Source organism: Streptomyces clavuligerus (genome assembly GCF_005519465.1).
Classification (GTDB): Bacteria; Actinomycetota; Actinomycetes; order Streptomycetales; family Streptomycetaceae; genus Streptomyces; species Streptomyces clavuligerus.
In genome coordinates this window covers 5,390,955-5,417,518 of sequence record NZ_CP027858.1, presented here as the reverse complement: position 1 = coordinate 5,417,518, position 26,564 = coordinate 5,390,955, and the positions used below count along the sequence as shown (strand labels likewise).

25 protein-coding genes are annotated in these 26,564 nt (G+C 73.2%); 10 read left to right on the top strand and 15 right to left on the bottom strand.

Annotated elements, in window-relative coordinates:
• Positions 1 to 35: 35 nt before the first annotated feature.
• The 4 genes from araD to CRV15_RS22805 form a co-directional block, all read right to left on the bottom strand.
• The gene (gene araD, locus CRV15_RS22820) at positions 36 to 1,964 is read right to left on the bottom strand and encodes an L-arabinonate dehydratase (protein ID WP_003960030.1); all 1,929 of its coding nucleotides are present in this window, start codon (positions 1,962 to 1,964) and stop codon (positions 36 to 38) included.
• Positions 1,961 to 2,860 carry a dihydrodipicolinate synthase family protein gene (locus CRV15_RS22815; RefSeq protein ID WP_009995757.1) on the bottom strand — a complete coding sequence of 300 codons (900 nt, stop codon included), beginning with the start codon at positions 2,858 to 2,860 and terminating at the stop codon, positions 1,961 to 1,963. Before CRV15_RS22815 ends, araD begins: the two co-directional genes overlap by 4 nt.
• Positions 2,861 to 3,205: 345 nt before the next feature.
• Positions 3,206 to 4,378, bottom strand: coding sequence for a hypothetical protein (locus CRV15_RS22810; protein ID WP_003960032.1), 1,173 nt, complete (start codon positions 4,376 to 4,378; stop codon positions 3,206 to 3,208).
• Positions 4,375 to 5,319, bottom strand: coding sequence for a 5-dehydro-4-deoxyglucarate dehydratase (locus CRV15_RS22805; RefSeq protein WP_009995759.1), 945 nt, complete (start codon positions 5,317 to 5,319; stop codon positions 4,375 to 4,377). The genes CRV15_RS22810 and CRV15_RS22805 overlap by 4 nt, the downstream gene beginning before the upstream one ends.
• Positions 5,320 to 5,562: 243 nt before the next feature.
• Here CRV15_RS22805 and CRV15_RS22800 point away from each other — a divergent pair, with 243 nt between their 5' ends.
• The gene (locus CRV15_RS22800) at positions 5,563 to 6,387 is read left to right on the top strand and encodes an NAD-dependent epimerase/dehydratase family protein (RefSeq protein WP_009995760.1); all 825 of its coding nucleotides are present in this window, start codon (positions 5,563 to 5,565) and stop codon (positions 6,385 to 6,387) included.
• Positions 6,388 to 6,575: 188 nt separating this feature from the next.
• Positions 6,576 to 7,817: a TerD family protein gene (locus tag CRV15_RS22795; RefSeq protein WP_003960036.1), complete on the top strand. Its 1,242-nt coding sequence runs from the start codon at positions 6,576 to 6,578 to the stop codon at positions 7,815 to 7,817.
• Positions 7,818 to 7,993: 176 nt separating this feature from the next.
• Here CRV15_RS22795 and CRV15_RS22790 read toward each other — a convergent pair whose 3' ends face one another.
• The 4 genes from CRV15_RS22790 to CRV15_RS22770 form a co-directional block, all read right to left on the bottom strand.
• On the bottom strand, positions 7,994 to 9,055 hold the full coding sequence (locus CRV15_RS22790) for a 1-aminocyclopropane-1-carboxylate deaminase (protein WP_003960037.1): 1,062 nt from the start codon (positions 9,053 to 9,055) through the stop codon (positions 7,994 to 7,996).
• A gap of 58 nt (positions 9,056 to 9,113) precedes the next feature.
• On the bottom strand, positions 9,114 to 9,944 hold the full coding sequence (locus tag CRV15_RS22785) for a GntR family transcriptional regulator (protein WP_003960038.1): 831 nt from the start codon (positions 9,942 to 9,944) through the stop codon (positions 9,114 to 9,116).
• Between the two features lie 174 nt (positions 9,945 to 10,118).
• Positions 10,119 to 11,546 (bottom strand): alkaline phosphatase PhoX, encoded by a 1,428-nt coding sequence (locus CRV15_RS22775; protein WP_003957052.1) that lies wholly within the window; start codon positions 11,544 to 11,546, stop codon positions 10,119 to 10,121.
• A gap of 275 nt (positions 11,547 to 11,821) precedes the next feature.
• Positions 11,822 to 12,517, bottom strand: a complete 696-nt coding sequence (locus CRV15_RS22770; RefSeq protein WP_003960039.1) for a M15 family metallopeptidase — start codon at positions 12,515 to 12,517, stop codon at positions 11,822 to 11,824.
• A 260-nt stretch (positions 12,518 to 12,777) separates the two neighbouring features.
• Here CRV15_RS22770 and CRV15_RS22765 point away from each other — a divergent pair, with 260 nt between their 5' ends.
• Complete coding sequence (locus tag CRV15_RS22765; protein WP_003957049.1) at positions 12,778 to 13,449, top strand: response regulator transcription factor; 672 nt, start codon at positions 12,778 to 12,780, stop codon at positions 13,447 to 13,449.
• Positions 13,446 to 14,636 (top strand): sensor histidine kinase, encoded by a 1,191-nt coding sequence (locus CRV15_RS22760; protein WP_003960041.1) that lies wholly within the window; start codon positions 13,446 to 13,448, stop codon positions 14,634 to 14,636. Before CRV15_RS22765 ends, CRV15_RS22760 begins: the two co-directional genes overlap by 4 nt.
• Before the next feature lie 603 nt (positions 14,637 to 15,239).
• Here CRV15_RS22760 and CRV15_RS22755 read toward each other — a convergent pair.
• The gene (locus tag CRV15_RS22755) at positions 15,240 to 16,748 is read right to left on the bottom strand and encodes a hypothetical protein (protein WP_003960042.1); all 1,509 of its coding nucleotides are present in this window, start codon (positions 16,746 to 16,748) and stop codon (positions 15,240 to 15,242) included.
• Between the two features lie 358 nt (positions 16,749 to 17,106).
• Here CRV15_RS22755 and CRV15_RS22750 point away from each other — a divergent pair, with 358 nt between their 5' ends.
• The gene (locus CRV15_RS22750; RefSeq protein ID WP_003960043.1) at positions 17,107 to 18,993 is read left to right on the top strand and encodes an endonuclease/exonuclease/phosphatase family protein; all 1,887 of its coding nucleotides are present in this window, start codon (positions 17,107 to 17,109) and stop codon (positions 18,991 to 18,993) included.
• A 169-nt stretch (positions 18,994 to 19,162) separates the two neighbouring features.
• Positions 19,163 to 19,333, top strand: a complete 171-nt coding sequence (locus tag CRV15_RS22745; protein ID WP_107407492.1) for a type II toxin-antitoxin system VapB family antitoxin — start codon at positions 19,163 to 19,165, stop codon at positions 19,331 to 19,333.
• 129 nt (positions 19,334 to 19,462) lie between these two features.
• Here CRV15_RS22745 and CRV15_RS22740 read toward each other — a convergent pair whose 3' ends face one another.
• From CRV15_RS22740 to CRV15_RS22730, 3 genes are read right to left on the bottom strand one after another with little or no spacing between them, the layout of a single operon-like run.
• Positions 19,463 to 19,663 carry a DUF397 domain-containing protein gene (locus tag CRV15_RS22740; protein WP_003960044.1) on the bottom strand — a complete coding sequence of 67 codons (201 nt, stop codon included), beginning with the start codon at positions 19,661 to 19,663 and terminating at the stop codon, positions 19,463 to 19,465.
• A complete protein-coding gene (locus CRV15_RS22735; protein WP_003957042.1) occupies positions 19,660 to 19,866 on the bottom strand; it encodes a DUF397 domain-containing protein in 207 nt (68 codons plus the stop codon). Before CRV15_RS22735 ends, CRV15_RS22740 begins: the two co-directional genes overlap by 4 nt.
• Complete coding sequence (locus CRV15_RS22730; protein ID WP_009995768.1) at positions 19,863 to 20,690, bottom strand: helix-turn-helix domain-containing protein; 828 nt, start codon at positions 20,688 to 20,690, stop codon at positions 19,863 to 19,865. The genes CRV15_RS22735 and CRV15_RS22730 overlap by 4 nt, the downstream gene beginning before the upstream one ends.
• A gap of 107 nt (positions 20,691 to 20,797) precedes the next feature.
• Here CRV15_RS22730 and CRV15_RS22725 point away from each other — a divergent pair, with 107 nt between their 5' ends.
• Positions 20,798 to 21,043, top strand: a complete 246-nt coding sequence (locus CRV15_RS22725) for a hypothetical protein (RefSeq protein WP_003957040.1) — start codon at positions 20,798 to 20,800, stop codon at positions 21,041 to 21,043.
• Between the two features lie 318 nt (positions 21,044 to 21,361).
• A complete protein-coding gene (locus tag CRV15_RS22720) occupies positions 21,362 to 21,799 on the top strand; it encodes a hypothetical protein (protein WP_003957039.1) in 438 nt (145 codons plus the stop codon).
• Positions 21,800 to 21,815: 16 nt separating this feature from the next.
• On the opposite strand, the gene CRV15_RS22715 is transcribed toward CRV15_RS22720, so the two are convergent.
• Positions 21,816 to 22,532, bottom strand: a complete 717-nt coding sequence (locus CRV15_RS22715) for an antibiotic biosynthesis monooxygenase (protein ID WP_009995770.1) — start codon at positions 22,530 to 22,532, stop codon at positions 21,816 to 21,818.
• 232 nt (positions 22,533 to 22,764) lie between these two features.
• Here CRV15_RS22715 and dapA point away from each other — a divergent pair, with 232 nt between their 5' ends.
• Positions 22,765 to 23,646: a 4-hydroxy-tetrahydrodipicolinate synthase gene (gene dapA, locus CRV15_RS22710; protein ID WP_029182876.1), complete on the top strand. Its 882-nt coding sequence runs from the start codon at positions 22,765 to 22,767 to the stop codon at positions 23,644 to 23,646.
• 204 nt (positions 23,647 to 23,850) lie between these two features.
• The gene (locus CRV15_RS22705) at positions 23,851 to 24,738 is read left to right on the top strand and encodes an FG-GAP repeat domain-containing protein (RefSeq protein WP_009995772.1); all 888 of its coding nucleotides are present in this window, start codon (positions 23,851 to 23,853) and stop codon (positions 24,736 to 24,738) included.
• Positions 24,739 to 24,840: 102 nt separating this feature from the next.
• Here CRV15_RS22705 and dapD read toward each other — a convergent pair whose 3' ends face one another.
• Both dapD and CRV15_RS22695 read right to left on the bottom strand, forming a co-directional pair.
• The gene (gene dapD, locus CRV15_RS22700) at positions 24,841 to 25,830 is read right to left on the bottom strand and encodes a 2,3,4,5-tetrahydropyridine-2,6-dicarboxylate N-succinyltransferase (protein WP_003957035.1); all 990 of its coding nucleotides are present in this window, start codon (positions 25,828 to 25,830) and stop codon (positions 24,841 to 24,843) included.
• Between the two features lie 287 nt (positions 25,831 to 26,117).
• The gene (locus tag CRV15_RS22695; RefSeq protein ID WP_029182877.1) at positions 26,118 to 26,432 is read right to left on the bottom strand and encodes a metal-sulfur cluster assembly factor; all 315 of its coding nucleotides are present in this window, start codon (positions 26,430 to 26,432) and stop codon (positions 26,118 to 26,120) included.
• Positions 26,433 to 26,564: the final 132 nt, after the last annotated feature.

Here is a 26,564-nt window from a genome sequence, read left to right as displayed (position 1 = left end):
GGGGGCCGCCGCCCCGGCGCAGGGGGCCGGTGCGGCTATCCGGCGCAGGGGTCGGGGGTGCGCCCCGGGCGGGCGAGGAAGCCGAAGTCGCAGCCGGTGTCGGCCTGGGTGATGTGCTCGGTGTACAGGGCCCCGTACCCCCGTTCGTACCGCCGCGGGGGCGGGGTCCACGCGGCCCGGCGGCGGGCCAGCTCCGCGTCGGGGATCTCCAGGCGCAGGGTGCGCGCGGGGACGTCCAGGGTGACGAGGTCCCCGTTCCGCACCAGCGCCAGCGGTCCGCCGACGGCGGACTCGGGCGCGATGTGCAGCACACAGGCGCCGTAGCTGGTGCCGCTCATCCGGGCGTCGGAGATCCGGACCATGTCCCGTACGCCCTGTTTCAGGAGGTACGCGGGGAGCGGCAGCATCCCGTACTCGGGCATCCCCGGACCGCCGACGGGGCCCGCGTTCTGGAGCACCAGGACATGGCCGGGGGTGATACCGAGGGCGGGGTCGTCGATGGTGCGTTGCAGGGTGCGGTAGTCGGGGAAGACGACGGCGGGCCCGGTGTGCCGCAGCAGCCGGGGCTCGGCGGCGATGTGTTTGATGACCGCGCCGTCGGGGCAGAGGTTGCCGCGCAGGACCGCCACCCCGCCCTCGTCGGCGAGCGGTCGCTCCCGTGGCCGGATCACGTCGGCGTTGTGGACGAGCGCCCCCGCCAGTTGTTCGCGCAGGGTGGGGTGGGCGACCGTGGGCCGGTCCCGGTGGAGCAGATCGGCGATCCGGGTGAGGAAGCCGGGCAGCCCGCCCGCGAAGTGGAAGTCCTCCATCAGATATCGGCCACCGGGCCGCAGATCCGCGAGCACGGGTACGGTCCGGGCGATCCGGTCGAAGTCGTCCAGGGTGAGCCGGACGCCGGAGCGGCCCGCGAGGGCGATCAGATGGATCACGGCGTTGGTGGAGCCGCCGAGCGCGAGCACGGCGGTGACGGCGTCCTCGTACGCCTCGCGGGTGAGCACGGACGACAGCCGCAGATCGCGGTGGACGAGGTCGACACAGAGCCGCCCGGAGGCGGCGGCCATCCGCTCGTGCCCGGAGTCGACGGCGGGGATGGACGAGGCGCCGGGGAGGGTGACGCCGAGCGCCTCCGCGGCGGCGGTCAGCGTGGACGCGGTGCCCATGGTCATACAGGTGCCGGGCGAGCGGGCGAGGCCGGTCTCCAGCTCGGCCAGTTCGCGGTCGCCGATCAGCCCGGCGCGGCGGTCGTCCCAGTACTTCCACATATCGGTGCCCGAGCCCAGCACCTGGTCGCGCCAGTGGCCGGGGAGCATCGGCCCGGCGGGGACGAAGACGGCGGGCAGGTCCGCGCTGGCGGCGCCCATCAGCAGGGCGGGGGTGGATTTGTCGCAGCCGCCGAGCAGCACCGCGCCGTCGACCGGGTAGGAGCGCAGCAGTTCCTCGGTCTCCAGGGCGAGCAGGTTGCGGTAGAGCATCGGGGTCGGCTTCTGGAAGGTCTCCGAGAGGGTGGCGACGGGGAACTCCAGCGGGAAGCCGCCCGCCTGCCAGACCCCGCGTTTGACGGCCTGGGCCCGGTCGCGGAGGTGGACATGGCAGGGGTTGATGTCGGACCAGGTGTTGAGGACGGCGATCACGGGTTTGCCGAGGTGTTCCTCGGGAAGGTAGCCGAGCTGGCGGGTGCGGGCGCGATGGCTGAAGGAGCGCAGACCGCCGGTGCCGTACCACTGGTGGCTGCGCAGCCGCTCCCCCGTACGCGGCTCCCCGGCGCGCTCCGCCGTCGGCCCGGTGGCGGCGCCCCCGGCGGGTCCGGCCGGTCCGGCGGCGGATACGGGCCCGGACGCGGCGGACGCGGACGCGGCGGCGGATACGGATGCGGCAGCAGACGCGGCGGCGGGTCCAGCCGGTCCGGCGTGTCCGGCGTGCCGTTCCCCGGCTCCGTCGGCGGGCCCCGCGGCCTGGCCGGTCATGCGTCCCAGCTCCGGACCAGGGCCGCGACCCGGGCGCGCCGGTCCTCGGGGAGCACCCGGCCGGGCGGGCGCACCTCCCGGCGGCAGCGCCCGAGCGCGGCCAGCGCCTCCTTGACGACGCTCACGTTGTCGGCGGACCGGTCGCGGGCCCGCAGCTCCTCGAAGGGCCTGACGCGCTCCCACAGCTCCATGGCGTCCGCGTACCGGCCCGCGCGCAGCGCGTCCCGCAGCGCGAGCGGGATCGCGGGGGCCACATTGACCAGCCCGGAGGTGAAGCCGGTCGCGCCGGCCGCCCAGTAGGAGGGCGCGTACAGCTCGGCGAGGCCCGCGACCCAGACGAAGCGGTCGAGCCCGGCGTCCCGGGCGAAGGCGGCGAAGGTCACCGCGTCCGGTACCGCGTACTTCACCCCCGTCACATTGGGGCAGTGCCGTCCCAGCTCGGCGAGGACCGCGCCCGGGAGCAGCGGATCGCGGACGTACGGGACGACTCCCAGCTCGGGGACGGCGTCCGCGACGGCGCGGTGGTAGTCCACCCAGCCCGCGTGGGAGACGTACGGATGCACCGGCTGATGGATCATCACCAGCCGTGCCCCGGCCGCCGCCGCGTGCCGCGCGGCGGCGACGGCGGCCGGGACCTCGTGTCCGACCCCGGCGACGACGGTCGCGGCACCGGCGGCCTCCTCGACGGTGACCTCGACGGCACGGCGGCGCTCGCCGGGGGTGAGGGCGTAGAACTCCCCGGTGTTGCCGTTGGGGGTGAGCGTGGTGACGCCGCTGTCGACGAGCAGCCGCAGCAGCGCGCGCTGGGCGGGCTCGTCCACGGTGCCGTCGGCGGCGAAGGGGGTGACGGGGATGGCCACGACATCGGCGAGCGCGGCGCGGAGTGCCTCGTTCATGTGCTCTCCTCGGCGTTTCTCGGTACTTCTCGACGCGCCGCCCGGCCGGGCCCGGGAGACGGTGCCCCGCCGGGCGCCCCGGACGCCCGAAGGCGCGGACGGACGGCGGGCCACAGGGGACAGCCGCGTACGGACACCCGGCGGGCACGGTAGGGCCCCGGGGCGCGCGCAGGCGGACGGGCAGGCGGACGGGCGAGGGCCTGTACGCGGCGGCCCGGAGGACGGGCGCCGGTGTCCCGGACCGCCCGCGCGGCGGCGGCCCGGAGGACGGGCGCCGGTGTCCCGGACCGCCCGCGCGGCGGCGGCCCGGAGGACGGGCGTCCGCGTGCCGGGCCGTGCGCGTGGTCACGGCAGCCGGGACAGCGCCGCTCTCACCGCCCGCAGATCCTGGTCGGACGCCAGCCCCGCGTGGTAGAGCCGCAGCTCCGTGGCGCCGAGCCCGACGGCTCTGCGGGCGTCCGCCTCCAGGGTGCCGGGGCTGCCGCCCATCCCGGAGACCACCGTCAGATTCGCCGCGAGCACCGAGTGGTCGGCCGCGTGCCCGGCGAACGGCTTCAGCGCCTGGGCGCCGCCCGTGCAGGGGACGACCACGCCGTCCGCGACGGACAGGATGTGCGCCGGGTCCACACCCGCGTTGGCCCCGCAGTGGTGGACGGCCGGATCGGCGTGCAGCAGCACCTGGAAGTCCTCGGGGGCCGCCGCGCGCACCGCCGCGACCATGTCCTCCTGGAAGGTGCGTGCCGTGCGGGCCCTGAAGTCGAGGGTCGCGGCGGCCGGTTCGTCGCCGAGCAGCCGCTCGATGCCCGCGTCGGCGGGGGCCGCGCTCCAGGAGCCCTCCCACACCGGCCGCAGCGCCTCGCGCACCGCCCCGGCCAGCCGGGCGGGGTCCAGGCCCTGTTCCGCGTACCCCTGTCGGCAGCTCCCGCAGAAGCAGAGGGACATCAGATACTGCGCCGCGTCCCCCAGGCCGACCCCGGCGGTCTTGTCGTGGGCGTGCAGATGCGCGAGCCCGTACCAGCCGCAGGACTCCAGCTCGGTGCCGTGTGCGCCGGGCCGGGTCGCCGCCTCGGCGGCCAGGCACGCGAGGTGGGCCCGGACCTCGGGCCTGGCGATGCAGGGGGCCCAGGGGTAGCGGTCGCCGTAGGCGTTGACCACGCTGCTGTCGGGGTGCTCGGCGCCCAGCCGGGAGTTGTGGGCGAGGACCACCCAGGAGTGGACGGAGAGCCCGGCGGCGGCGAGCGTCCGCGCCGCCGTGCCGAAGGCGTCGCCGGGGGCCCACTCCCCCGCCGGGTACGGGCGCAGCCGCCGCCCCGCCCAGCGTTCCGGGTCCGGTTCGTAGAGCACGGACGCGTACTCGGCGGTGACGATCCGGTGCCGGGGGTGACGGGGGGTCAGGGCCCGGGTCGAGTGGTAGGCGGCGGCCAGGGTGACCTGCTGGACACCGAGGGCGGCGATCCGGGAGGCGGCCCCGGGGTCCCCGTTGACGTCCCAGGGGTAGAGGAAGACGGAGGCCCTCACGCCGTTCCCTCCAGCAGCGCGCGGCCCCGTTCGATCAGCGCCGCGAGCCGGCGCACATGGTCGGCGGACGGCTCGCTCAGCGGTGGCCTCACCCCGCCGACGTCGAGCCCTTCGAGCCGTACCCCCGCCTTGACGAGCGAGACGGCGTAGCCGCGCCCCTGGTTGCGCAGGGCGACCAGCGGTGCGAAGAAGCCGTCGATCAGCCGTGCCGCGGTCTTGTCGTCCCCCTGGGCGAGCGCGCGGTGGAAGGCCATGGCGATGTCGGGGGCGAAGGCGAAGGCGGCGGAGGAGTAGAGGGTGACGCCGATGCCCCGGTAGGCGAGTCCGGTGAGTTCGGCGGTGGGCAGCCCGTTGAAGTAGAGGAAGTCCCGGTCGGGGACGTCCCGGCGGACGGCGCTGAGGATGCGCTGCATCAGATCGAGGTCGCCCAGGCCGTCCTTGAGCCCGGCGATCGACTCGTCGCGGGCGAGTTCGACGACGGTCTCGGGGGTGAAGACGGCGTTGTCGCGCTGGTAGACCACGACCTCCAGGGAGGTGGCGGCGGCCAGCTCGGTGTAGTGGCGCAGCAGTCCCGCCTGGTCGGCGAGGACGAGGTAGGGCGGCATGGCGAGCAGTCCGTCGGCGCCCGCCGCCTCGGCGAGCCGCGCGTAGTGGACGGCGAGCGCGGTGCCGTAGCCCGCACCGGCGATCACGGGCACCTCGCCCGCGGTGGCGTCGACGGCGGCGGCGACGCAGTCGGCGAACTCGTCCGGGGTCAGCGCGTGGAACTCCCCGGTGCCGCAGCAGGCGAAGACGGCGGCGGCACCGGCGTCCACCCCCGCCCTGACATGGGTGCGGTAGGTGTCGAGGTCGATGGAGCCGTCTCTGCCGAAGGCGGTGACGGGGAAGAAGAGCGGTCCCTGGACCCGGGTGAGCCGGGCGGTGAGCGGGGCTGTGGTCACGGGCGCTCCCTGGCCGTGCGGCGAGCCCTCAGGCTCGTGCATCAATATGATCGATGTCCACACTTCTGAACGCCGTCACGCTAAGACAGCCGCCGGGGACGGGTCAAGACGGAACGCATGAACCTTGGGGCGGATTCGGCTGCCCCGCGCCAGACTTGACGACGCCTGGGGCACTCCCTAGCGTGTCCATGAATGTGAATGGTGTCCATGGACATGAGCTGAAACAGCAAGGAGACGCATCGTATGACCGCTCCCCGCACGGTTCTGCTCACCGGCGCAGCAGGCGGACTCGGCACCCTGATGCGGGAGCTGCTGCCCGCGTACGGCTACGAGCTGCGCTGTCTGGACGTCCGACCGGTGGAGGGCGAGCCGGACGCGGTCGTCGCGGACCTCTCCGACCGGCGGGCGCTGCGCGAGGCGGTCCGGGGCGTCGACGCGATCCTGCATCTGGCGGCGATCTCGCTGGAGGCGTCGTTCGAGAAGATCCTGCGCGCGAACATCGAGGGGACGTACCACCTCTACGAGGCCGCCCGCGAGGAGGGCGTGAAACGGGTCGTCTTCGCCTCCAGCAATCACGCGGTCGGCTTCACCCCCCGGCCGCCGGGGGAGCCACCGATCGCGCCCGGCGCGCTGATCCCGGTCGACACCCCGCGCCGCCCGGACACGTACTACGGGCTCTCCAAGTGCTTCGGCGAGGATCTGGCGCAGCTCTACTGGGACCAGCACGGCATCGAGACGGTGTCGGTGCGGATCGGCTCCTGCTTCCGGAGGCCGTCGACGGTGCGCATGCTGTCGGTGTGGATGAGCCCCGAGGACGGCGCCCGGCTCTTCCACGCGGCGCTGACCGCCGGGGACGTCGGCCATACGGTGGTCTACGGGTCCTCCGCGAACACCCGGATCTGGTGGGACCTGGGTTCCGCGCGGGCCCTCGGGTACGAGCCGCGGGACGACTCGGAGCGGTTCGCGGCGGAGCTGATCGCGGAGCAGGGCGAGCTGGACGAGGGGAACCCGGACCACCGCTGCCTCGGCGGGCACTTCGTCACCCGTCCGCCGATCTGGCCGCACTGAGCCGGGCCGGACCGGACCGAACAGCGCCGAGCCGGGTTGGGCCAGGCCGAGCAGGGTTGGGACGAGCGGGAGCGGTAGCGCACGCCGGGGGCGCGGGCCCGGCACGGACGCGCCGGTATCACCCGATCAGGCGATACCGGCGAGAACCGTAAGGGAACGGCAAAGCGGGGTCGCTCGTTGTCCGGGGTATGACAGCTATGACCCCCGGCTCGAACCTTCCCCTCCCGGCCGCGCGTGTCGCGGTGGACGTCGCCGCCCCGGTGCGGCTCGACGTGTCGGGCCTGCTGCTCACGGCCCAGGGCAAGGTGCGCTCCGACGACGACTTCATCTTCTACAACCAGCCCACGGGCCCCGGGGTGAGCCACCGCCCGGGCGGCGGGGCCGCGCCGGACGCGATCATCGTGGACACGGCGGCGCTGCCGCCCGGCATCGAGAAGGTCGTCGTCACGGCCAGCCCGGACGCCGCCGGGCAGACCTTCCAGGGCATCGAGCCCACCGCCACCGTGCGGGACGCGGAGAGCGGAGCGGCGCTGGCCACCTTCACCCCGCCCCGGCTGGGGAGCGAGACGGCGCTGGTCGTGGTCGAGATCTATCTGCGCAACGGGGCCTGGAAGGTCCGCGCCGTGGGCCAGGGGTACGCCGACGGGCTGGCGGGCATCGCGACGGACTTCGGCGTCTCCGTGGACGAGCCCGCCGCACCGGCGGCCCCGGTCGCTCCGCCCGCGCCCGCCGCCCCCGCGCCACCGGCGGCGCCCGCCGCCCGGTCCCGTGCGACGACGGCCCCCGCCGCCGCACCGGCACCCCAGGCCCCGGCCGCGCCGTCCGCCCCCGCGGCGCCTCCCGTCGGGACCGGGAAGATCAATCTGGACAAGGGCCGGGTCAGCCTGCGGAAGAACGAGACGGTCTCGCTGGTCAAGGGCGGCCGTCCGCTGCTCTCCCAGGTCCGGATGGGCCTCGGCTGGGAGCCCGCCTACCGGAGCCGGGACATCGACCTCGACGCCTCGGTGATCGCCTACGGGCCCAACCGCAACGCGATCGACGCCTGCTACTTCGGCAAGCTGGTGATCCTCAACGGCGCGGTCCAGCACTCCGGGGACAATCTCACCGGCGAGGGCGCGGGCGACGACGAGACGATCACCGTCGACCTGGGCCGGCTCCCCGCCGAGGTCACCGGCCTGGTCTTCACGGTGAACTCCTACTCGGGCCAGAAGTTCACGGAGGTCGCCAAGGCGTACTGCCGACTGCTCGACGCCGCGTCCGGAGAGGAGCTGGTCCGGTTCGAGCTGACCACGGCGGAGCCCCGCACCGGCGTGATGATGGCGAAGCTGATCCGCCAGTATTCGGGCGAGTGGGAGATGACGGCCATGGGTGAGTTCGTCAAGGCACGGACCGTGCGCGACATGGTGCGGCCCGCCGGTCAGGCCCTCTGAGCCCGGCGGCCTCCGAGGGGCCCGCCGGGGCAAGGGCCCGGCGGGGCCCGGTGGCGGCGGGCCCGGCGGCCGGGCCGGACCGGGCCGGACCCGCCGGGCGGCGGCCCCGGGGCGGGACAGCCCCGGCCCTGGCCCTGACTCCGGCTCCAGCTCCGGCTCCGGCTCCGGCTCCGGGGTCAGAAGAGCGCGCTGTAGGCGTTGAGCGCGGGCTGTCCGCCGAGGTGGGCGTAGAGCACGGTCGAGTCCGCGCCGATCTCGCCCCGGCCGACGAGGTCGATCAGCCCGGCCATCGACTTCCCCTCGTAGACGGGGTCGGTGATCATGCCCTCGGTGCGGGCCGCGAGCCGCATCGCCTCCAGGGTGGTCTCGTCGGGGATGCCGTAGACGCCCGCGTGGTAGCGCTCGTCCAGCTCGATCTCGGCGTCGCGCACCACCCGTTCGACCCCGATGAGGGAGCCGGTGGTCCGGGCGATCCGGCCGATCTGCTCCCGGGTGCGCCGCGGTGCCGCCGAGGCGTCGATGCCGAGGACCCGGCGGGGCCTGCCGCCCGCCTCCTCCAGCGCGGCGAAGCCCGCGACCATGCCCGCCTGGGTGCTTCCGGTGACCGAGCAGACCACGACCGTGTCGAAGAAGACGCCGAGTTCCTCCTCCTGTCCGGCCAGCTCATAGGCCCAGTTGGCGAAGCCGAGACCGCCCAGCGGATGGTCGGAGGCCCCGGCGGGGATCGCGTAGGGCCGGCCGCCGGCCGCCTCGACCTCGCGCAGCGCCCGTTCCCAGCTCTCCTTGACGCCGATCCCGAAGTCCGCGCGCACCAGCCGGACCTCGGCGCCCGCGAGTCTGCTGACCAGGATGTTGCCGACCTTGTCGTAGACGGAGTCCGGCCACTCCACCCAGCTCTCCTGGACGAGGACACAGCGGAGCCCGGCGCGGGCCGCGACGGCGGCGACCTGACGGGTGTGGTTGGACTGCACCCCGCCGATGGAGACCAGGGTGTCGCAGCCCTGCGCGAGGGCGTCGGCCACCAGGTACTCCAGCTTGCGGGTCTTGTTGCCGCCGTAGGCGATGGGCGAGTTGCAGTCCTCGCGCTTGGCCCACAGCTCGGCGCCGCCCAGCCGCTCCGTCAGCCGCTCCAGCGGATGCACCGGGGAGGGGCCGAACAGCAGGGGGTACCGCTCGTACGAGGAGATCGCAGCGGGCGGGGCGGCGGGGGAGGAAGAAGGGGACGGGGGGGTCGACACACTCGGCTCCTTGGGGCTCGGGGTCGGTTGCCACGGCCCGGCGGACCGGGCCGGAGTCTCAGGGGGCGGTGCCGGTACTCCTCGGCCCGCCCGGGGCGGCAGGCCCGTCGGTGCCCGCTCCTTCGGGGTCCGGACGCCCGCCGTCCGGCCTGCCGACAGCCACCGGTCCGCCGACGACCACCGGTCCGCCGCCGCCCGGCGCCCGGCCGCTCAGCTCCTCGTCGGCCGACTCCTCGTCGGCGAACTCCTCGTCGGCCAGTTCGTCGAGCGTCCGCCAGATGTCGGCGGTGATCCGGGCGGCTTCCTCGGCGTCGCGCTCCGCGCAGGCCGCGATGAGCCGCTCGTGCAGAACGGCGGAGTCCAGGGCGCTCGCGGTGGCGAACCGCCGCCACTCCAGCCGCCGGATCAGCGGGGTGTACCGGGCGATGGTGGCGGCGACCGCGTGGTTGCCCGCGACCCGCACCAGCACCCCGTGCAGGGCGTCGTCGGCGCTCAGCGCCACAGCGACGGCACCGTCCCGGGTCGCCCGGACGAAGCGGTCGTTGGCCCGGCCCATCGCGGCGACGTCCCCGTCCGTGAGCAGCGGCACGGCCGTCCGCGCGGCCAGCTCGTGCATCGCCCGCACCACGACGGCGGCCTCCCGCACGGCGCGCGGCTCCAGCCGGGTGACCCGGGTCCAGCTCTGCGGCTTGGTCTCGATGAGCCCTTCCTCGGCGAGCCGGGCCAGCGCGTCCCGCACCGGCGCCCGGGAGAGCCCCAGCGCCTGGGCGAGATCGGCCTCGCGCACCGGTCCCCCCGGCGGCAGCTCGCCCCGGACGATCGCGTCCTGAATGGCCGCGTACGCGGTGTCCCGCAACAGGGTCCGCCCCACGGGCCGCAGTGATCCCATGGACTGAAATGTTAGATGTCAGCCGCCCGGTGGGCAACGGCCCCGCCGCCACCGGGCGACCGAAGGGGGCCGGACGGCCGAAGGGGATCGGACGGCCGTCGGGGCCGACCGGGGCCGGCGGTGTGCCCGTATCACCGCAGAGCGGTCGGCAGGGGCACACCACCGGCCACCGGATCAGCCGTGGTGGTGCTGGCGCCGCCACGGCCCGGTGATCGCGAACATGACCCCGGGGTTCTGCGCATGGGCGAAGAGGGTCCGCCCGTCCGGCGAGAAGCAGACCCCGGCGAACTCGCTGTACTCGGGCGCTTCCTCGGTGCCGAGGTTCCGCTCGCTGCGGGCGATGGGGTACGTGCGCCCCCGCTCGGTCGCGCCGAACAGATGCTGGGCGCCGTCGCCGTCCTCCGCGATGACGAGCCCCCCGTACGGCGAGACGGTGATGTTGTCCGGGCCGTCGTAGCCGTCGGCCACGCCGAGGAGCACCTTCAGGGTGAGGGTGCGCCGCCGCGGGTTGTAGAACCAGACCTGGCCGTTGTGCGCGCCGCCGGGGCTGTCCGCGCGGGCGTACGAGGAGACGAAGTAGGCGCCGCCGTCGCCCCACCACATGCCTTCCAGCTTGCGGCCCCGGGTGATCTCCCCGTCCGCGAACTGCCGCCGCACCGAGGTGGTACGGGCGTCCCGGTCGGGTACGTCGGTCCAGTCCACGCCGTAGACCGTGCCGATGCGGGTGGCACGGGAGAGGTCGTCGACGAACTGTCCGTGGGAGTCGAAGCAGCGGGGCGCCTGGAACAGCCCGGCGTCGTCCGCGAGGGTGCGCAGCCTGCCCCGGCCGTGGCGGAAGCCCTGCGGGGGCACCCAGCGGTAGAGGAGGCCGTGCGGACCGCTCGCGTCCTCGGTCAGATACGCGTGGCCGCGCGCGGGGTCGATGACGACGGCCTCGTGGGGGAAGCGGCCGAACGCCTTGATGGGCCTGGGGTCCCGGTTGGCCCTGCGGTCGTGGGGATCGACCTCGAAGACATAGCCGTGGTCCTTGGTCATGCCGTTCACCCCGGCGAGGTCCTCGTTCTCCTCGCAGGTGAGCCAGGTGCCCCAGGGGGTGCTGCCGCCCGCGCAGTTGGTGGAGGTGCCCGCGACACCGACCCACTGGGCGACGGCGCCGTCGGGCCGGGACTCCACGACGGTACAGCCGCCGGACGCCGCCGGGTCGTAGACGAGACCTTCGGTGAGCGGTACGGGGAAGGGCCAGCGGTCGCGGGTGCCGCGCAGCTCGTGGTTGACGACCAGGAGGGTCACTCCGCGCCGCCCGGGGAAGGCGGCGGTGCCGTCGTGGCTGGCGGGGGTGGGCTCGCCGGTCTCCAGCCGGGTCACCCCGGCGTGGGTGAGCACCCGGTACGAGAATCCCGCGGGGAGCGCGAGCAGTCCGGCCGGGTCCGGTATCAGCGGCCCGTAGCCGAGCGTCCTGCCTCCGGTGCGGTCCTGGTGCGCGGGCTCATCGGCAGCCAGCGCACCGGGCGCGGTGGCCAGTGCCCCGACGGCACCGGTGAGGGCGAGTCCCGCGCCGGTGAGGGCGGATTGTCTGCTGAAATCCCTGCGGGTGAGCGGCATGTGGTGTCTCCTGGGGTGAGGGGGGAACCCGAGGCGTTCTGCCCGGTCCCTTTCCGCGCCCGCGTCCCTGGCTGAGAGGCGAGCAAACGATTTCTCCCTCGTGCGAACGGCGTTTGAACACCCCGCGACACGGGGGAGTTGGAATCAGCCACTCACTTGGCCTGTACTTTTCGTTTTACCGGCGCCTTACGCGTTTCAGACCGACGCGTTACCCGCGCGGGCCGTCCGGACGGTCCTCTTTGAGCCGCCTCCGGGCCTCCCTGACGGACGGGGGCTCAGCCCGCCGAGGCGTCCGGGAGCGGGGCGGGGCACCGGCCGCCCGGCTCGGTCCGCAGCTCGAAATGCCACATCTCATTCGCGTACACCTGGCACAGACCGAAAGCGGCGCCCTTCCGGATGAGCCAGTCGTCGGCGTCGGTCGGACCGATATCGACGGCCTTCCCGGTGACATGGGCGGAAGTCTCGGGCGTGCCCACCCATTTCCGCGCCTTTTCCCTGCTGCCGTGTTTCCGTATCGCGTCATCGAGCAGCCGCTGCTGATACTCCTTGCTGCGCCAGCCCGAGGTGACGGAGAACTCGATTCCGTCCTCCCGCGCCTTCCGCGCCGCCCGCTGGAGTGCCGTGCGGAGTTCTTCGTCGAGTCCGGCGACGGCGGGGTGTTCCGTGTCGAACGGGGTGATCCTGGCCCCGCTCCCGACCGCGCCGCTCTCCGCGCCCGCCGTGCTCCCCGCGCTCCCGGAGGGGCGGCCCCGCGCCGTGTCGAGCAGTCCCTCGGCCCGGGCGGCGGGACCGGCGCCCTGCCCGGCGACCGCCCAGACCGCCGCCCCGGCCAGCACCAGCACCGCGCCGACCCCGGCCAGCTCCCTGCGCCAGGACCGCCGCCGGGAGGCCGGGGAGACCGCGCCCCCGATCTCGTGCTCGCCGGGCCGGCCGTGCTCGCCGTGCGGGTCGGTGTGCGGTCGCGTGTCCATGGTCGCCTCCGGGTCGTCGCTGTCGCTGGGGAACGGGGAAGGGGGTAACGGGGAAGGGGTAACGGGTAACGGCGACGAGTCAAGGACAGGGCGTGTTGTGGGGCCGTCTCGTTTTCCCGATACGTTCTCGATATCCCTCCTGTGGTCTCATGGACGGCGGAACAGCGAGCCGGGCCGGGGTCCGACCCGGAATCCGGAAGCACCGGTCAAGAAGCACCGGAAACGCGGGAAAGGGCGGCAGTGAATCCGGGAGGGACCGCATGCGGGTACTGATCGTCGAGGACGAGCCCTATCTCGCCGAGGCCGTCCAGGCGGGACTGCGGCTCGAAGCGATCGCCTCGGACATCGCGGGCGACGGCGACACGGCGCTGGAGCGGCTGGACGTCCACCCCTATGACGCGGTCGTGCTGGACCGGGACATTCCCGGCACCCACGGCGACGAGGTCTGCCGGTTGATCGTCGAGCGCGGCCACGGCTGCCGGGTCCTGATGCTGACGGCCGCGAGCCGCCTCCAGGAGAAGGTGAGCGGCTTCGAGCTGGGCGCGGACGACTACCTCACCAAGCCGTTCGAGATGGCGGAGCTGGTGGTCCGGCTGCGTTCGCTCGCCCGCCGTCCCAAGGAGAGCGCTCCGCCGGTCCTGGAGTACGCGGGCATCCGGCTCGACCCGTTCCGGCGGGAGGTCTTCCGCTCCGGCCGCTATGTCGGACTCACCCGCAAGCAGTTCGCCGTCCTCGAAGTGCTCATGGCCGCGCGCGGCGGGGTCGTCAGCGCCGAGACCCTGCTGGAGCGGGCGTGGGACGAGAACGCGGACCCGTTCACCAACGCCGTCCGCATCACCATCTCCGCCCTGCGCAAGCGGCTGGGCGAGCCCTGGGCGATCCTGACCGTGCCGGGTGTGGGCTACCGCCTGGACGAGGAGGCGGACGCATGACCTCCGCCCTGATCCGTCCGCGCCCCCGTGCGGACGAGGACGGCGGCCCGGCGGACGGGACCGGCCCACTGCTCGACCGGCGGCCCCGCCGGCTGACCGCACGCGCCCGGCTCACCCTCAGCTACGCGTTCTTCACGGTGGTGGCCGGGGCGGCGACGCTCGCGGTCGTCCTGCTGGCGATGCGGTTCATCCCGAACTATCCGCTGACGGCGTCCAACCCCCGGGACCGGCCCCACGCGCCCACCCGGAACGAGATCATGAACGCGCTGATCGAGGCGTCCGGCATCGCGCTGCTGCTGCTGGGAGTCATCGGTCTCGCGGGCGGCTGGCTGATCGCGGGCCGGGTGCTGCGGCCCCTCCAGCACATCACCGCCGCCGCGCACCGGGCGGCCACGGGCTCGCTGGACCACCGGATCGGGCTGCGGGGGCCCCGGGACGAGTTCACGGACCTCTCCGACGCGTTCGACCATATGCTGGACCGGCTCCAGCGCTCCTTCGAGACCCGGCAGCGCTTCGCCGCCAACGCCTCCCACGAGCTGCGCACCCCGCTGACGGTGACCCGCGCCATGCTCGACGTCGCCCGCGCCGACCCGGCGGGCCAGGACTGGGACCGGCTGGTGGGGCGGCTGCGCGAGACCAACGAGCGCGGCATCGAGATCGTCGAGGCGCTGCTCCAGCTCTCGTCCCTCGGGCACACCCCGCTCGCGCTGCGCCCGATCGACCTGTCCGAGGTCGCGTCCGACGCGCTGACGGCGGTCGGCGAGGAGGCGGCGGAGCGCGGGATCGCGCTCGGCGTGGCCGTCCGGCCGGTGACCGTCATGGGCGACGCGGTGCTGTTGCGCCAGCTCATGGTGAACCTGCTCCAGAACGCCGTACGGCACAACCTCCCGGCGGACGGCTCCCTGACGCTGGAGGCGGGCCCCGACCCCGAGGCCCCGGGCGGCGCGGTGCTGACGGTCGTCAACACCGGCCCGCCGCTGAGCCCGGAGGCGGTGGCCACCTTCGCCGAACCCTTCCTGCGCGGCCAGGGCCGCACGACCACGGCGGGCCGCCGGGGCCACGGCCTCGGCCTGGCCATCGCCACCACGATCGCCGACCGCCACCACGCGGCCCTGACCCTGACCCCGAACCCGACGGGCGGCCTCACGACCCGCCTCGCGCTCCCCCCGATACCGACGACCGCCTGACGACCACCTGACGGCGCCGCACGCCGTGGCGCGGCGGGACCGACGACGGCTCCCCGACCGGACCACCGAACCGGAACGAGGCCACACCGGCGGCACCGAGGCCCGCCTCCCGGGCGAGCCGGGCCCACGGCCACCCCGCCGCCCGAGGGGCACCACCCCACCCCGACCCGGGAGCAACGGGTGCCACGGCGGCCGGGCACAAGGCACCGGCCCAGGGCGAGGGCGCGCCCGGCGACAGGGCGCCCGGCGTTCTCCCCAAGGGAATCCCCGGCCGCCCCAGGCACCCGCGTTCTCCTGCGACCCCGGAGACCTCGGCCGCCGGATCGGGCCCCGGGCAGCCGGGGATCAGGCACCGGCCCACGGCAGGGGCACACCCGGCGACCGCCGGACACACCGGCACAGGTGGCGGAGACGGCACACCACCCCGGCGTTCCCGGCGGAACACCCGCGTCCTCCCGAAGAGCCGCAGGCCCGGCCGCCGGAGGCCGCCCCGCGCAGCCGGGCACGAGGCCCCGGGCACACCCGGCGGCAGGCCGCTCCCGGGGCAGGCGGGTGCGCCGAGCGCCGCGCCCGGCGTGCTCCCCGGCGCGGCCGGTCTCCCGCTCAGTCCCGGACGGCGGCGGCGGACGAGGACGAAGCGCGCGAGCGGGCGCGGAAGGCGGCCTTGCGGGCCGCCTTGGCCGCGTGCTTGTCCGGGTGGAGGCGGCCCATCGCCTCCAGGACATCGCCGGTGGCCGGGTGGTCCACCCGCCACGCCGCGTCGAAGAAGCCGCTGTGCTGCCCGGTCAGCCCCTCGATCAGCGCGCACAGCTCGGCGGACTCGCCCTCCGCGTCGAGCTGCGCGGCGAGCGTGTCCACGGCGAGCCAGAAGATCAGCGCCTCCGGCGGCGCGGGCACATCGGCCGCGCCGCGCTCCGCGAGCCAGACCCGGGCCAGGCCGCCCAGCTCCCGGTCGTCGAGGACGGCCCGCACCTCCGGCTCGGCGTCCGCGTCGACCAGCGCGAGCGCCTGCTGACAGCGGAGCCTGCGCAGCGGCGCGCCCTCGTCGGCGCCGCGCGCCGCCGCCAGCAGCTCCTGCGCGGCGACGGCGGAGCCCCGCCGGGCGAGCCACTGCTCGGTCTCGGCGCGGGCGGCCCGCTCCGGGTAGTGGGCAAGGCCGTCCAGCAGCACATCGGCGCCCTTGTCCGCCAGCTCCCCCACCGCCGGGGCGTCCACACCGGCCTCCAGCATCCGGGCCCGTACGCCGTAGAGGCCGAGCGGCGTGAGCCGCACCAGCCCGTACCGGGAGACGTCCTCGTCGACGAGCGGCCCGGACTCGCCGTCGTCCTCGCCCATCAGCGCCTCGTCCACGGGCTGGTACTCGACCAGGCCGATCGGCTCCAGCAGCCGGAACTGGTCGTCGAGCCGCATCATCGCGTCCGAGACCTGCTCCAGCACATCGTTGGTGGGCTCGCCCATGTCATCCGGAACGATCATGGACGCGGCGAGCGCCGGAAGCGGCACGGGCTCGTCCGCCGCGCCCTTGTCGGAGACGGTCAGCAGATAGAGGTTGCCGAGGACCCCGTCGAGGAAGTCGGCCTCGGCGTCCGGGTCCCAGTCCAGCCGCGCGTAGTCGATCTCGCCGTCCTCGCCGATGACGTCGGCCAGGTCGTCGAGGAGCGGCGCGATGGCGTCCGCGTGCACGGCCTCCAGCGCCTCCAGCCAGACGGCGAGGACGTCCCGGGGGCTGCCGCCGGTGAGCAGCCCGAGGTTCTCGCCGGGACCGGCGGTGCCCCAGGAGGCGTCGTCCGGGCCCGCCCCGGAGTCCTCGGTGCCGTCGGCGTCCTCGGGGTCGGTGACCTCGATCAGCCCGGCGTCGACGGCGATCCGCCACGCCTCGCTCGCGTACGCGGGCCCGTCCCCGTCGGTGTCGGTGTCGAGCCCCAGCACTGCGGCTGCGGCGGGGAGCTGCTCCTCGGCCAGCTCGCCGCCCGCGCCCACGCGGGTCTCCGGACCCGCCCAGCGGGCGAGCCGCACGGCCCGGGTCAGCAGGGGGGTCGCGAGCGCGGCCCGCGCCAGCTCCGCGTCCGGGGACAGCCGTACGGGCGGCAGGGTGGGACCGTCGTGGGACATCGCGCTGTATCTCCTCGGGGGGATGCGGTTCCGGGCAGGGCACCGGGCTGGCTCCGGGCTCCGGGGGCCGGCTCCGGACGGGCTCCAGCGTAGACGTATTGCACCGGTTTTCGCCGCGCGGGCGGCGTTCTCCGGACACCCTCCGCACACCTCTGCGAGCACCCGGGTGACCTGCGCGCCCCCCGTCGGCGGGCCCGGCTGCGGCGGAGTGGCTTCCGCTTGTGGGCGGGCCCTTGACAAGTCCGGGGGGAACCACGGAAATTGACGCGCGTAGAGCCGTTGATCCGGTGTGCCGTCACCTCGACGCCGCACCAGGGCGGTTCCGCCACTCGCTCCCGCCACGACCCGGAGTTCTTCCATGGTGTCCTCGCACTCCCCGTCCCCGTTCTCCTCCGCCGTACCGAGACCCGCCGCCCTCTCGGCCGCCGTCGCCACCGCGCTCGCCGCCGGACTGCTCGCCGGTGCCCCGGCGGTGGCCGGACCCGCCGAGCGGACCGAGCGGGCCGCCGCTGTGAGCATCCACGACATCCAGGGGTCCACCCGGATCTCGCCGCTGGCCGGGCAGCCGGTCGCGGGCGTCCCCGGCATCGTCACCGGGGTGCGCGGCTACGGCTCCGCGCGGGGCTTCTGGATTCAGGAGCGCGTGCCGGACGCCGACCCCGCGACCAGCGAGGGCGTGTTCGTGTTCACCGGCTCCACCACCCCGTCGGTGAAGGCCGGTGACGAGGTCACCGTCTCCGGCACGGTGACGGAGTACATCCCGGGCGGCACCTCGTCCGGCAACCAGTCGCTGACGCAGATCACCCGTCCCACGGTCACCGTGGTCTCCTCCGGCAACGCGCTGCCCGAGCCGGTCACCGTCTCGGCCCGTACGGTGCCGGACGCGTACGCCCCGCAGGGCGACCCGGCCGCCGGGGGCAGCGTCAACGGGCTGCCGCTGAACCCTGGCGCCTACGCCCTGGACTACTACGAGTCCCTGGAGGGCACCAGCGTCCGCATAGGTACCTCCCGGGTCGTCGGGGCGAGCGACCCGTACTCCGAGCTGTGGGTGACGGTGAAGCCGTACGAGAACCGCACCCCGCGCGGCGGCGCGCTCTACGGCTCGTACACCTCGCAGAACAGCGGCCGTCTGAAGATCCAGTCGCTGGTGCCGCTGGCGGAGCAGCCCTTCCCGACCGCGAACGTGGGTGACGTGCTCACCGGCACCACCGAGGGCGTGCTCGACTTCAACCAGTTCGGCGGCTACACGCTGGCCGCGCGCGCCCTGGGCGAGGTCCGCGACCGGGGCCTGAAGCGCGAGCAGGCCCGCCCGCACCGCTCCGGCGAGCTGGCGGTGGCCACGTACAACGTGGAGAACCTGGACCCGACCGACCCGCAGACGAAGTTCGACTCGCTGGCGAAGGCCGTGGTGGAGAACCTGGCCTCGCCCGACATCGTGGCCCTGGAGGAGATCCAGGACAACAACGGCAAGAAGAACGACGGCGTCGTGGCCGCCGATGAGACTGTCCGAAAGTTTACGGACGCGATCGTCGCGGCGGGCGGTCCCGCGTACGAGTGGCGCAGTATCTCCCCGGAGAACAACAAGGACGGCGGCGAGCCCGGCGGCAACATCCGCCAGGTGTTCCTGTTCAACCCGGAGCGGGTCTCCTTCACCGACCGTGCGGGCGGCGACGCGACCACCCCGACCGATGTGACGTCCACCCGGCGCGGCGGCGCGGCCCTCACCCTGTCCCCGGGCCGGGTCGACCCGGCGAACCCCGCGTGGGAGTCGAGCCGCAAGCCGCTCGCGGCGGAGTTCTCCTTCCGGGGCGAGACGGTCTTCGTCATCGCCAACCACTTCGGCTCCAAGGGCGGCGACGAGGGCCTGACCGCCCACCGCCAGCCGCCGAACCGTTCCTCCGAGGTCAAGCGCCTCCAGCAGGCCCAGTCCGTGAACGCCTTCGTGAAGAAGATCCTCAAGGCCGACCGCCGCGCGGACGTCCTCGTCGTCGGCGACATCAACGACTTCGAGTTCTCGGCGACGACCCAGGCCCTGACGGACGGCGGCGCCCTGTACCCGGCCGTGAAGTCCCTCCCCCGGAAGGATCGTTACTCTTACGTCTTCCAGGGCAACAGCCAGGTCCTCGACCAGATCCTGACGAGCCCGTCGATCCGGAACTTCAGCTACGACAGCGTCCACATCAACGCGGAGTTCTCGGACCAGAACAGCGACCACGACCCGCAGCTCCTGCGCTTCCGCCCGTAGGCGCCGCCGGAACGAACGGACGGCCCCGTCCCCTCACGAAGAGGGGGCGGGGCCGCGCCGTGCGCGGGGCGCCGTCGGCACTTCCCGCGATCTCCATCAAGGCCCGCGCCGAGAAACGGCAGACAGCAAGATGTACTCGATGCGCAAGCAGACACATCAGGGGGCGCGGATGGGCCGCACAGTGATCGACCTGGACGACGAACCGCTGGCCGACGTGGCGCTGGTACTGGGCACCAGCGCCAAGAAGGAGACCGTCAACACCGCCCTCCGGGAGGTGCTGGAGTACCGGCGCCAGGCACTCGCACTCGCCCGGCTCCTTCGCGGTGACGCCGAACAGTAGGGCTGGGGCCAGGCGGCAGCGGCCGGGCTCAGCGCAAACTCCCCGAACCGGCGCTGTCCACAGCTTGTGCTGCCCATGACGAAGCGCCCGGCCGGGAGGTCCCGGCCGGGCGCTGTGCCCGCGCATCTGTCAGAGGGTGGCGCTGCGCGCGAGGGCGACGAGGCCCACGAAGGCAGGGGCCGAGACCATCAGGACCGGGCCATCGGCCCGCTTACTGTCACGCACCGGGACCACACCGGTCGCGGACGCGTGCCCGGGCGCCCACTCCACGCAAGTGCCGCCGTTGTCGGTGCTGTAGGAGGACTTGACCCAACGAAGGCAGTCGGTCACAGCTCGGCCCCCCGGGCGAAGTCGACGAGACCTGCGAACGCGGCGGCAGACACCATCAGTACCGGGCCGGTGCTCTGCTTGCTGTCCCGGACGGGAACCACACCGGTCGCGGACGCGTACGCCGGAGCCCACTCCACGCAGACGCCGCCGTTCTCGCTGTAGGAGGACTTGATCCAGCGGAGGGAATCGGTCGTGATCGTCACGGGGTGCCCTTTCGTAACTGCTCAATCATGGCTACGGATGCCGCCTGTGAGAGCGCGTCGGCTTGGAGCTGATGGTATGCGGTCAACAGCGGTACCACGAAGGAGCTTTCCCGTTCGAGAAAGCCACGATGCGCAGACTCCGTGTAGGAGATCAGCGAACGACTCTCCATGGTCAGGACATACAGCGGCAGGCTGAGCGGGCGGCGGTCGCCCATCTCGAACGGGGCGACCTGAAGCACGGTATTCGGCAGCCGAGCGAACTCGATCAGCCGGGCGAACTGCGCGTCCATGAGGGCGGCGCTGCCGACGGGCCTTCTGAGACAGCTCTCGTCCAGCACCACGAACAGCAGAGGTGGCGGCGTCCGCTGTAGCACTGTCTGACGCGTCGCGACGATTCCGTTCCGCTCCTCGCCCTGCTCGGGCGTGATCGCGCCTCGCTCGACGGCGCGATCGTTCAGTACCGCCGCGTACTCGGGGATTTGCAGTATGCCCGGGATGACACCGACGTCGTAGAGCCTGATCTCTGTCGCGCGAGCCTCGAAGTCGACGTAGTCCGAGAGCCCGTCGATCATGGCGGTGTACCGCACCGCAAGGCTCTGGCGTTCGAGCCTGTCCCCGGTGCCGAGAGCCCTGTCGGCCTTCTTCGCGAACCGGGGAGTCGGCGGACGCCGACCAGTTTCGATGGCGGAGATATGCGTCGCAGAGCAACCGATGCGCTGCGCCAGCTCCTCCTGTGTCCAGCCGCGCTCATCGCGCAACGTGCGCAAACGCGCTCCGAAGGCGGCCCTCGGGGACTTCTCGGGGTCCAGTTCTTTTCTGTGCATGCCGCAACCACCCAACCGGCTAAGCAGAAAACGCAAGTTGAAGGAGTGCTCACGCTAGTCCACGCTGATGCCACCCGGTAGCGACGTAGCTACAGAGAGGAAGCGTCATGCCTGGTCACAGCGGCAAACTCCGCGTAGGGGAAATTGCGTTCGACCCCACGCGGCAGATCCTCGGCGAGGTCATGGAGGTCTACGAGACCCACTACGCGCTGCGCCCCCTGCGCGGCGGCATCGAATGGGACGCGGACCTCACAGCCACCCGCCGCCCCACCACGGCCGAACAGCTCACCCCGGCCCTCGCCACCCGCAACGCCCTCAGCCGACAGTCGACGGTCAGCGGCCTGACCACATGAACCGCCGCCTCCGCCACTGCGCCGTCCTCATACTCCTCGGTCTCGGCTACCTCTGCGTCGCCTGGGACCCGCCCCCGCTCCAGCCCCCCACCGTCTGAAAGGACCCACACAGACCCCTCCCGGCCCGCACCGGGAGGAAGAGGGAGCGCGCGCAACGCACCCACCGCGCTCCCCGGCCCCGGGCCGGCCGGACACACCCCGCACCCGGCCGCCCGGGGCCACCCACACTTCCGCGCCCCGGAGCCCGGACAGGGGTGAACTCGCCCTCGGCGCAGTACTGTTCGAGCCGATCACGCGACACACGGCGAGAAGGAAACAGTGCTGTTCCTCATACTCCTCCTACCGACCGCATGGTTCGCCTGGAACGTCTGGAACGTCGTCCAGCTCTTCAAGGCGCTGGGGGAAAGGTTCTGGACCCAACCGATGTGGTGGGTCCGCGCCCTGTCCGTCTCCCTCTTCCTCGGCGCCGCCGCCTGGCTGTTCGGCGCCGTGCCCGGAGGGCTCGACGTCGCGGAGACCTGTGTGCTCAACCACCACCAGGCGTACGACTCCGCCTACCGCTCGGCCCACTCCGAGGATTTCGACCGCCTGTTTCCCCTGAGCAACAAGTGCAACGCCTCGTACGACCTCGTCCCCGCATGGGTCAATCCGACGGTCGCGGCCTGCTTCGCCATCGCGGTGCTCAGCGTCATCGCGCTCGGCTGCCTCGGCGTCTCCCGCGCATCGGCGGCGATGCGCGGGGAGCCTCGTTCATGACGAGCCCGCGTCGGGCTCACGCGCCGGGGACAAGCGTGATCCCCGGCGTATAGCGCCGCACCCCGCCCCCCTGCACCCCCGGGAAGGTGTGCACCCGGTCCCACTCCGGGGTGCCGGAACCGACGCCCGCGCCCGGCGCGGCCAGCGCCCGCTCATGGGCGTCGGCGCTCTCCCACTCGGCGTAGTTCAGCACCCGGTCGCCCTCGGTGCCGACATGGAACCAGCCCGAGATGCCGCCGGACCTGGCCCTGTTGTCCGCGTCCGACGCCAGTGCCGTGAGGACCGTGTCCACCCACTCCCGCTGGCGCTTCGCGTCCGGCCCCGCGAACTCGACCTCGACGATCACGATCGAGCCGGGGTCCCGGGCGGCGTCGCCCGCGCCCCGGTACAGCTCGTAGAAGTCCAGCCGGACGCGCTCGATACCGGGGACCGCCGCGTCGATCTCGGCGTTGCGTTCGTCGCGGAAGGTACGGACGAAGCGGTCGTACGCCTCCTTGTCCGGCCACTGCGAGTAGTGCAGCAGGGTGCGGCCGTCGTCGCCGAGATGGACGGTGTAGGAGAGCGGGCCGCCCTCGGGCCAGGGGCGGCCGAGCCAGGCCCGTTCGATGGCGGCCAGGGTGGCGCGCTGGCGTTCGGAGGTCCCGACGTCCCAGGTGGAGACACCCACCAGGCCCACTCCGGGGCGCTCGAAGTCGGGGCGGGGCCGCGGACGGCTGAGGGCGGGCACGGACATGACGGGCTCCTTCCGGCGCGCGCTCCCCTGCGGTGCGCGGCGATTGCCATCGTTCAAGCTCAAGCGAGATTGAGGTCAAGGGCCCGAGGGGTGCCGCACTCAGGCGTGCCCGGCTCCGCACCGCCCGGCCCGGCCCGGGAGCGCCCGGCTCCGCACTGTTCAGCCGCGCTAAACCGACGAGCCAAGCCGATCTAAGTGGACCGTGACCGCCGGAGGCCCGCAGACTGCCGTCATGATCACCTCACCCCCCTTCGGCCGAGCGCTCTGCGCGATGATCACCCCGTTCACCGAGGACGGGGAGCGACTGGACCTGGACGCGGCGGGCGCCCTCGCCGCCCGGCTGATCGCCGACGGCTGCGACGGGCTCGTCCTCAGCGGCACCACCGGCGAGTCCCCGACGACCTCCGACGCCGAGAAGACCGCGCTGATCACAGCGGTACGGCAGGCCGTGGGCCCGGACGTCCCGCTGATCGCGGGGGTGGGATCGGCCGACACCCGGCACACGGCCGGCCTGGCCCGCGCCGCCGAGGACGCGGGCGCCGACGGGCTGCTCGTCGTCACGCCGTACTACAGCAGGCCCCCGCAGACCGCCGTCGAAACGCACTTCCGCAGGGTCGCGGACGCGGTCGGCGTACCGGTGATGCTGTACGACATCCCGGGGCGCACCGGCACCCGGATCGAGGTGGAGACGGTACTCCGGCTGGCCGAGCACCCCCGGATCACGGCCGTGAAGGACTGCTCGGGCGATCTGCTCGGGGCCACCCGGGTGATCGCCCGGACCGGTCTCGCGTACTACTCCGGCAACGAGGAGCTGAACCTCCCCCTGTACGCGGTGGGCGGGGCCGGCTATGTGAGCACCGTGGCCAATGTGGCGCCTGCCGCGCTGCGGGCGGTGCTCGACGCGTTCGACCGGGGGGACACCGCACGGGCGGCGCGGCTCAACGCGCGGGTGATGGAGCTGGCGGAGCGGATGATGCACGGGGGGCTGCCCGGCACGGTCACCGCGAAGGCGCTGCTCGGCGCGGGTCCGGTGCGCGAGCCCCTGTGGTCCGCCGACGCGGAGACGACCGGCGAACTGCGCGAGCTGTACACGGCGCTGCTGAACGGCGTCTAGATCGTCCCGTTACTCCGGAATATTTCCTTCCGTCAAACTTCAAGCCAACTGTCTGCTTCGTCCGGCCATCTTCATGCGCCCGGCCTCACAACGAGCCCCCGAGTGGGATACAACCCCCGTCATTGAGACGGCTCTTCCCCAGGAGGCACAGTGAAGCCGGAAACGTACTCGTTACAGACCGCACAAACGTCACGAAGATCGCGGGTGAAGCGGTCGCTGACCACCGTTCTGCTGGGCGCGGCCCTGTCGCTGCTCGCTCCGGCCCTGGCCGAGGCCGCGCCGCCGGCTCCCGCCGAGTCGGTGGCCGCCGAGGGCTACACCTCGTTCGGAACGGTCGACTGGGACCGCGACGGCTTCCGGGATGTCGTCACCCGCGAGGACACCAACGGAAACCTCTGGCTCTACCCCGGCAAAGGCGGACGCGGCCCCAACTGGGACGCCCGCATCCTGATCGGAACCGGCTGGACCGCCTACACACCCTTCGGCCTCACCGACTGGGACCGCGACGGCTTCCAAGACGTCCTCACCCGCGAGGACACCAACGGAAACCTCTGGCTCTACCCCGGCAAAGGCGGACGCGGCCCCAACTGGGACGCCCGCATCCTGATCGGAACCGGCTGGACCGCCTACACACCCTTCGGCCTCACCGACTGGGACCGCGACGGCTTCCAAGACGTCCTCACCCGCGAGGACACCAACGGAAACCTCTGGCTCTACCCCGGCAAAGGCGGACGCGGCCCCAACTGGGACGCCCGCATCCTGATCGGAACCGGCTGGACCGCCTACACACCCTTCGGCCTCACCGACTGGGACCGCGACGGCTTCCAAGACGTCCTCACCCGCGAGAACGCCAACGGAAACCTCTGGCTCTACCCCGGCAAAGGCGGACGCGGCCCCAACTGGGACGCCCGCATCCTGATCGGAACCGGCTGGACCGCCTACACACCCTTCGGCCTCACCGACTGGGACCGCGACGGCTTCCAAGACGTCCTCACCCGCGAGGACACCAGCAGAATCCTCTGGCTCTACCCCGGCAAAGGCGGACGCGGCCCCAACTGGGACCCCCGTGTCCTGATCGGAACCGGCTGGTAGACGCGGTTCGCGCACGGGCCGCCCGGCCGGGTGGCCCGCCATGACCCGGGACCGGACCGGCACGCTGTCAGCGGGCCGGTCCGGTCCCCCAGGGCGGGATGCTCAGTTGTGGCTGTGGAGCACGTCGTTCAGCCCGCCCCACACCGCGTTGTTCGGGCGCGCCTCGACCGCTCCGGTCACCGAGTTGCGGCGGAAGAGGATATTGCTCGCGCCGGACAGCTCACGGGCCTTGACGATCTCTCCGTCCGGCATCGTGACCCGGGTCCCGGCGGTGACATACAGACCGGCCTCGACGACGCACTCGTCACCGAGCGGAATGCCGACACCCGCCTCCGCGCCGATCAGGCAGCGCTCGCCGATGGAGATGATGACGTTGCCGCCGCCGGAGAGGGTGCCCATGGTGGAGGCGCCGCCGCCGATGTCGGAGCCGTCGCCGACGACCACACCGGCGGAGATCCGGCCCTCGACCATGGAGGTGCCGAGCGTTCCGGCGTTGAAGTTGACGAAGCCCTCGTGCATCACGGTGGTGCCCTCGGCGAGGTGCGCGCCGAGGCGGACGCGGTCGGCGTCACCGATGCGCACGCCCTTGGGGGCGACGTAGTCCGTCATCCGGGGGAACTTGTCGATGCTGGTCACCTGGAGGTGCAGGCCCTCGGCGCGGGCGTTCAGCCGGACCGTCTCGATGTCGTCGACGGCGACGGGGCCGAGCGAGGTCCAGGCGACATTGGTGAGCAGCCCGAAGAGGCCGTCCAGGCTCTGGCCGTGCGGCTTGACCAGCCGGTGGGAGAGCAGGTGCAGCCGCAGGTACGCGTCGTGTGCGTCGAGCGGCTTGTCGTCCAGCGAGGAGATGACCGTCCGCACGGCGACGACCTCGACGCCTCGGCGGGCGTCGGGGCCGAGTGCCTTGACGGCTCCCGCGCCGAGGAGTTCCCCGGCCTGCTCGGCGGTCAGCCGCTCGGTCCCGGCGGGGCCGGGGGCCTCCGCCAGCTCCGGGGCGGGGAACCAGGTGTCGAGCACGGTGCCGTCGGCGGTCAGGGTGGCGAGACCGGCGGCGACGGCGCCGGTGGTGCGGGGGGTGGTGGTATCGGTCATGGGGAAAACCTAACCTCCGGCGCGCCACCCGGGCGAACCGGTCCCACGCTTCGGCCCGGACCGGAAATTCCGGGATGGAACCTCCCACCGGACATTCCGGAACGGGACCCCCACCGGGCATTCCGGAGCAAGGCCGGGACCGGACATCCCGGAACGAGGCCCGCGCCGGTACTTCCCGGACGAGGCCCGCGCCGATACTTCCGGAACGGGGTCCGCGCCCCGCACGAAGACGGCCGCGCCCCCAGGGGACGCGGCCGTCTCACCGTACGCGGCGACGGGACCGGGGCTCAGACGTTGAAGCCCAGCGCCCGGAGCTGCTCCCGGCCGTCGTCCGTGATCTTGTCAGGACCCCACGGCGGCATCCAGACCCAGTTGATCTTCAGCTCGTTGACGATGCCGTCGGTGGCCGACTTCGCCTGGTCCTCGATCACATCGGTGAGCGGGCAGGCGGCCGAGGTCAGCGTCATGTCCAGGGTCGCGATATTGGACTCGTCGACATGGATGCCGTAGATCAGCCCGAGGTTGACCACGTCGATCCCCAGCTCGGGGTCGACCACGTCGTACAGCGCCTCGCGGACCTCTTCCTCAGTGGCGAGCGTCAGCCCGGTGACCGCAGGGGTCCCTTCGGCCACAGCGGCCCCGTCAGTCCCGGCAGCCTCAGGGGCCTCAGGGGTCTCAGAAACCTCGGGCGCCTTCTCGACCTCAGGGGTCTCGATGGCAGCCTCGGCGGCCTC

Coding starts and splice junctions, on each gene's coding strand:
- araD (WP_003960030.1), bottom strand. CDS start 1,964: ATGACCGGCCAGGCCGCGGGGCCCGCCGACGGAGCCGGGGAACGGCAC.
- CRV15_RS22815 (WP_009995757.1), bottom strand. CDS start 2,860: ATGAACGAGGCACTCCGCGCCGCGCTCGCCGATGTCGTGGCCATCCCC.
- CRV15_RS22800 (WP_009995760.1), top strand. CDS start 5,563: ATGACCGCTCCCCGCACGGTTCTGCTCACCGGCGCAGCAGGCGGACTC.
- CRV15_RS22795 (WP_003960036.1), top strand. CDS start 6,576: ATGACAGCTATGACCCCCGGCTCGAACCTTCCCCTCCCGGCCGCGCGT.
- CRV15_RS22785 (WP_003960038.1), bottom strand. CDS start 9,944: ATGGGATCACTGCGGCCCGTGGGGCGGACCCTGTTGCGGGACACCGCG.
- CRV15_RS22775 (WP_003957052.1), bottom strand. CDS start 11,546: ATGCCGCTCACCCGCAGGGATTTCAGCAGACAATCCGCCCTCACCGGC.
- CRV15_RS22770 (WP_003960039.1), bottom strand. CDS start 12,517: ATGGACACGCGACCGCACACCGACCCGCACGGCGAGCACGGCCGGCCC.
- CRV15_RS22765 (WP_003957049.1), top strand. CDS start 12,778: ATGCGGGTACTGATCGTCGAGGACGAGCCCTATCTCGCCGAGGCCGTC.
- CRV15_RS22760 (WP_003960041.1), top strand. CDS start 13,446: ATGACCTCCGCCCTGATCCGTCCGCGCCCCCGTGCGGACGAGGACGGC.
- CRV15_RS22755 (WP_003960042.1), bottom strand. CDS start 16,748: ATGTCCCACGACGGTCCCACCCTGCCGCCCGTACGGCTGTCCCCGGAC.
- CRV15_RS22750 (WP_003960043.1), top strand. CDS start 17,107: ATGGTGTCCTCGCACTCCCCGTCCCCGTTCTCCTCCGCCGTACCGAGA.
- CRV15_RS22745 (WP_107407492.1), top strand. CDS start 19,163: ATGGGCCGCACAGTGATCGACCTGGACGACGAACCGCTGGCCGACGTG.
- CRV15_RS22730 (WP_009995768.1), bottom strand. CDS start 20,690: ATGCACAGAAAAGAACTGGACCCCGAGAAGTCCCCGAGGGCCGCCTTC.
- CRV15_RS22725 (WP_003957040.1), top strand. CDS start 20,798: ATGCCTGGTCACAGCGGCAAACTCCGCGTAGGGGAAATTGCGTTCGAC.
- CRV15_RS22715 (WP_009995770.1), bottom strand. CDS start 22,532: ATGTCCGTGCCCGCCCTCAGCCGTCCGCGGCCCCGCCCCGACTTCGAG.
- dapA (WP_029182876.1), top strand. CDS start 22,765: ATGATCACCTCACCCCCCTTCGGCCGAGCGCTCTGCGCGATGATCACC.
- dapD (WP_003957035.1), bottom strand. CDS start 25,830: ATGACCGATACCACCACCCCCCGCACCACCGGCGCCGTCGCCGCCGGT.